Source organism: Xenorhabdus sp. SGI240 (genome assembly GCF_040081915.1).
In the GTDB taxonomy this organism is placed as follows: domain Bacteria; phylum Pseudomonadota; class Gammaproteobacteria; order Enterobacterales; family Enterobacteriaceae; genus Xenorhabdus; species Xenorhabdus bakwenae.
In genome coordinates, this window is the sequence record NZ_JBEBMB010000108.1 from 1 (window position 1) to 4434 (window position 4434).

A 4434-nucleotide genomic window follows, 5' to 3' on the forward strand; every position below is an offset into this window, starting at 1 on the left:
GAGATGTGCTCAGAAACGAAACCTGATCACGCCGGTTATTTTTATGCACAGCACTGTGATTAAATTTATTTTTCATGTATAATTAACCTCGCTTATTGAATTCATTCCAAATGATTCAACTAGAACAATTAGCCTCACTAGCGACCACTGGTGAGGCGCCTTTCAGTAATATTCATCATTTCCAATCTAATTCCTGCTAATTCAACCAATACGGGCGTTTACGTGTTCCATACGTAACATTCCTAATGTTTAGTTTTGTTTAATAAAAATACAGAATCGTCAGCTATCATGAGATAGATGGTTAGCACGACTGAGCCTCTTGGTGAGTGGGCCTTTACGGGATATACCCGATTGCCTGAGTGACTACCCGGCGCTATTTCAGTTTGCTAGGGTTCACCAGTAGCTTGTCGTGAGGGCAGATTGTTAAAGAGCGTGAATACTATGCTGCTAGTTCTGGCCATGTTTTCACCCAGTCAGGGTGTAAATCTTTGCGAGTCACATGACTATTGCTATGTCGTTCAATCAATACACACAGGCTGGCTCCAAGCTTCTTTCTTGAGGAAATCGCATTGCGTAAATAACCAACCGTCGTTTTGCATTTAGCAGCAAAGATTTCTCGATCCTCTGCTGTTAATGCGTTCAAAAACATCCTGAGCTTGTCCATAGATTGTCCTTTATTTACCTTTATTCAGCATCAATATACCCATAGGTAACCAGATTGTAAATACCTACGGGCAATTTACCAGTAGGTATTTTTGGTGGATTATGTGGTTATGACTATAGAAATTGATTTATACGAAACCAGAAGAATGAAGCTCCTAGAGCTTGTGTCGAGCTATGAGACGCAAGAGGAGTTTTCTCGCGCCATAGGAAAAGATAAATCTTATGTTTCCCGCATGCTGTACCCACCGAATAAAGCCGGGCATAAGCGAATTGGCGACAAGATGGTACAAGCCATCCAAAAGGCACTTGATCTCCCCCCAGGCTGGATGGATGGAGTTATTGGCATAGATGCAAAAATAGAACCTAAACGCAACTCCCAATACTACAAAGTTGAAGTATTTGATGTGCAAGCAAGTGCGGGGAGAGGCATTATGGTTAGAGATGAATTCATTGAAACTATCCGTTCTATTGAGTATACCAGCGAGGAAGCGAGGTCGCTGTTTGGCGGTAGGCCATCTGACCATGTAAGAATGATTGCTGTAAACGGCGATTCGATGTCCGGCACGTTTGAAACCAGAGATCAAATATTTGTCGATATTTCAGTAAATTGTTTTGATGGAGATGGTATATACATTTTTGTGCTGGGTAATCAATTGTATATAAAAAGATTACAGTTGCAGTATAAAAAACTAGCAATTATTTCAGACAACAAAAAATACGAAACCTGGTACTTGGATGAAGAATCGGCCAGTGATCTATTTATCCAAGGGAAGGTTTTGGTCAGCCAATCACGCGCATACAAATTCCACTGCTAATCACTACAGGCCGCATAATGCGGCCTTCACACCTGCATTCCTCTAAAACATCAACCAATCATTGATTCCCATCACATTTTAAAAACAAAATTGAAAAAAATTTACCTGAAAATTCAATAAGGTAAACTTTTTCGCGCACTTTGTTTACCTATGGGTATTTACAATCAAATTACCTGTAGGTATATTACATTCATCAACGGCACGGAGCCAAAAGTAAAAGGAAGTTTCGCTCTTTAACAATCTAACCCCAAAACAGCGTATAGCTCTGTTACACCCCTACGCACAAATGCGATGTATCGCTGGTAGTTGATTGTGGACTCCAAACGTCTTGATCAATCTGTCAGTGAGAAGATTAGCCCCTGTAAATGGGCGCGAACGGGCATCACTGACAGAGAGAGCGTTGTAATTAACCAAGGAGAATTTATGTAAACCAAATCGGACAGACCGCAAGCGCAATGCGCTAATGCTGTGGTAATGACACAGCCCTGAGTCACCGTATGGTGAGCCTGTGTAGCGACGGGTCAAGGTTTATATATTAAAAACAGCTCCGGCAGTGCAGCGTGATCGCCAGTCACGCACCGGTTACGGCTGAGGATAGCGCGGGCGATTCCAACATACGGACTCAATGGCATGAGCGCGACCACTGCGAGAGTGTGGTTCAAAGAGCAGTTGGCTTTGAGGTGTGGTGACTGAGCCAAAAAGTAATCAGTCAGTATTCACAGATGGGACTGAATCAGGACTACGGTAGGCGCAACTGTGATAGAGCCACAACGTAGCGATCACTACACCATCAAAGCCAATTAACGGAGAAGTTTTATGTACGAAAATTACAAGTACGGGAATTTCGATAAACTGGAAAGCGCCATTGATAACGCTATTAACCAGACGCAGGAGCAGTTACAAAAGCAACGGAAAGAAGCATTCTGGAGCAACCGTGAACCCAAACAGCGTTTAACCAAGCAGGAACGCGGCACGGTTAACGCATTAAGCAGCTTCATTACGGCAGTAAATGGCGCTCCATCAAAAGAGCGTATTTCAACCAAAACCAAGCCCCGCCGTAGATTAGAGTCGGGCGGGGTTACGGCGAGAGGATAGGAAAATGGAAAATAAAAAAGCATTACAGATAAGCATTATTAAAACTAACATTGGCAAGTGCTTTATTACCGACTGCAATGTAACCAGTGGCTATTCGTTCGACTATCATAATACACAAATTGATAAGCTTTTATTTGATGGGCACAAAGCTACAGAAACATTTGCGAAAAACTGGTTTGAAATACCAACATATCCAGAAAAAGTAGAGGCACTAATCACTGGTGAAAAACAAAACAGACGTTTTAAATTGAAAGATAAAGAGCTTCAAAGCACAAAATTACCATTGGAAATTCCATACGATGAACGGAATGTATTTGATGAAGATGTGCTATATTCTCTTTATTCTCTAACTTATGACGTTGTACCTGATTACTTAGTTCTTATTGATGTTAATTTTAATTTGATTTGTGAAGTTGATAATTTCAGAGAAACACCAGAATTTAATTATCCAGCAGTTAGGAAATATGACTTCTCAGATCAACAATATTCTGTAATAAATCAAAATATCAAACACTCTCTTATAGATAGCATTATCGTTCCTGCTCCATTATTAGCCAGCAGTCCATGTAAAATATCATCAAAAGAGATGTATGATCTTGTTCGTCAGCATGTTAAAGATAATATAAATCCAAAACTTGCCAGAATAACTAGTGATTATGATTTCTGCTTTGAAGTTAAAAAGATAATACCTTTACTTGAGCCTTGTACTTTCTCTTACCGAGATATGTTTGCCAGAACAAAAAAACAGAGAGGAAAAATACATTTTAAAACAGCAACATCTAAAGAAATAACTATTTATGAGATGACGCATAACCAGAGGAATTATAATGGTTATACACCTATTAAAGAATTTTCTGCAAGCAATGAATGGGAATTAAAAGAGATGATCGATAATTTCTTATCAGAGTTGATGGATGTCATTCATGCACCAATCGAAGAGTGTCCACATTGCAACGGAACTGGTTATCTACAAAACGAAGAATAGCGACGAGCGGTCCTAAGTTAACTAACCCCAGCTCATTTCCGAGTGGGCTGTGGTGAGTTGAATGCTAATAACTGAGGATATTGTTATGCAGGTAATTCATATTATTCATAAAGGCGAGACCACGATCCGCATAATTGCAACAATGTTCTACGGTCTTGGTCTGTCAGAATCTATCAATATAGATGTATTCAAAAAAGATGTTGACGATTCTAAATTTATTCTGTGTGGGAATAGGCCTCATCCTGAATGGCGTCGGATGTCTGTAGATGAATATATTCAACGTGGTCGTCCTGAGAAATTTAAATATGCTACGTACGCAGAAATAATCAGAGTTGTAAGAGAATTGAGAAATACAAAATAATTAAGTCAGCGAATTGTCAATTGCGACTGTGATGACGATGAATAACAGGAGGGTTTATGGAGTGGGTTAAATGTAGTGATAGGTTGCCTGAGTTACGAGACGATAGCGTAATAGCGTATTTCTCGCATGGAGGAATGGACATGGTTCATATTGAAGACTGCTTCAAAGATATTGGCGCTGGAGTAGATGAAAACGGTAATCAGCTCTGGACTAAATGGTATCTCACCATAGGTATTACCCATTGGATGGAATTCCCAGAACCACCGAAAGGAGAATAATGATGAATAGAATAACACTTACAGGTAAACAAATATTAGCAGTATGTAAATTTGCTGGGATTCCTCATGGCGAAATGACTAACGAGGAATTAGAGCAGGAATTTACTATCGGCGATAATTTAGCAATTCAGGTTGACGGTGGGATTTATATAGAGCAATTAGGAATTTATTGTACTGATTATCCAGAGGACGGAGCTATGCCACTGGAGAATAACAATGCCTAAACATATACACGCC

Annotated in this window: 7 protein-coding genes; 6 read left to right on the forward strand and 1 reads right to left on the reverse strand. The window is 39.9% G+C overall.

What is annotated here, in order from left to right:
• Positions 1 to 439: 439 nt before the first annotated feature.
• The gene (locus ABLA76_RS16330; protein ID WP_348988728.1) at positions 440 to 664 is read right to left on the reverse strand and encodes a Cro/Cl family transcriptional regulator; all 225 of its coding nucleotides are present in this window, start codon (positions 662 to 664) and stop codon (positions 440 to 442) included.
• 109 nt (positions 665 to 773) lie between these two features.
• Between ABLA76_RS16330 and ABLA76_RS16335 the strand changes: the two genes are divergently transcribed.
• From ABLA76_RS16335 to ABLA76_RS16360, 6 genes are all read left to right on the forward strand, one after another.
• Positions 774 to 1478: a LexA family transcriptional regulator gene (locus ABLA76_RS16335; protein ID WP_348988729.1), complete on the forward strand. Its 705-nt coding sequence runs from the start codon at positions 774 to 776 to the stop codon at positions 1476 to 1478.
• Positions 1479 to 2294: 816 nt separating this feature from the next.
• Positions 2295 to 2573 (forward strand): hypothetical protein, encoded by a 279-nt coding sequence (locus ABLA76_RS16340; RefSeq protein ID WP_348988730.1) that lies wholly within the window; start codon positions 2295 to 2297, stop codon positions 2571 to 2573.
• A 4-nt stretch (positions 2574 to 2577) separates the two neighbouring features.
• Positions 2578 to 3558 (forward strand): hypothetical protein, encoded by a 981-nt coding sequence (locus tag ABLA76_RS16345; protein ID WP_047770602.1) that lies wholly within the window; start codon positions 2578 to 2580, stop codon positions 3556 to 3558.
• 61 nt (positions 3559 to 3619) lie between these two features.
• Positions 3620 to 3919: a hypothetical protein gene (locus ABLA76_RS16350; protein ID WP_348988731.1), complete on the forward strand. Its 300-nt coding sequence runs from the start codon at positions 3620 to 3622 to the stop codon at positions 3917 to 3919.
• Between the two features lie 56 nt (positions 3920 to 3975).
• Positions 3976 to 4197 carry a DUF551 domain-containing protein gene (locus tag ABLA76_RS16355; RefSeq protein ID WP_348988732.1) on the forward strand — a complete coding sequence of 74 codons (222 nt, stop codon included), beginning with the start codon at positions 3976 to 3978 and terminating at the stop codon, positions 4195 to 4197.
• Positions 4197 to 4421, forward strand: a complete 225-nt coding sequence (locus ABLA76_RS16360) for a hypothetical protein (RefSeq protein ID WP_348988733.1) — start codon at positions 4197 to 4199, stop codon at positions 4419 to 4421. Before ABLA76_RS16355 ends, ABLA76_RS16360 begins: the two co-directional genes overlap by 1 nt.
• Positions 4422 to 4434: the final 13 nt, after the last annotated feature.

Coding starts and splice junctions, on each gene's coding strand:
- ABLA76_RS16350 (WP_348988731.1), top strand. CDS start 3,620: ATGCTAATAACTGAGGATATTGTTATGCAGGTAATTCATATTATTCAT.
- ABLA76_RS16355 (WP_348988732.1), top strand. CDS start 3,976: ATGGAGTGGGTTAAATGTAGTGATAGGTTGCCTGAGTTACGAGACGAT.
- ABLA76_RS16330 (WP_348988728.1), bottom strand. CDS start 664: ATGGACAAGCTCAGGATGTTTTTGAACGCATTAACAGCAGAGGATCGA.
- ABLA76_RS16340 (WP_348988730.1), top strand. CDS start 2,295: ATGTACGAAAATTACAAGTACGGGAATTTCGATAAACTGGAAAGCGCC.
- ABLA76_RS16345 (WP_047770602.1), top strand. CDS start 2,578: ATGGAAAATAAAAAAGCATTACAGATAAGCATTATTAAAACTAACATT.
- ABLA76_RS16335 (WP_348988729.1), top strand. CDS start 774: ATGACTATAGAAATTGATTTATACGAAACCAGAAGAATGAAGCTCCTA.
- ABLA76_RS16360 (WP_348988733.1), top strand. CDS start 4,197: ATGATGAATAGAATAACACTTACAGGTAAACAAATATTAGCAGTATGT.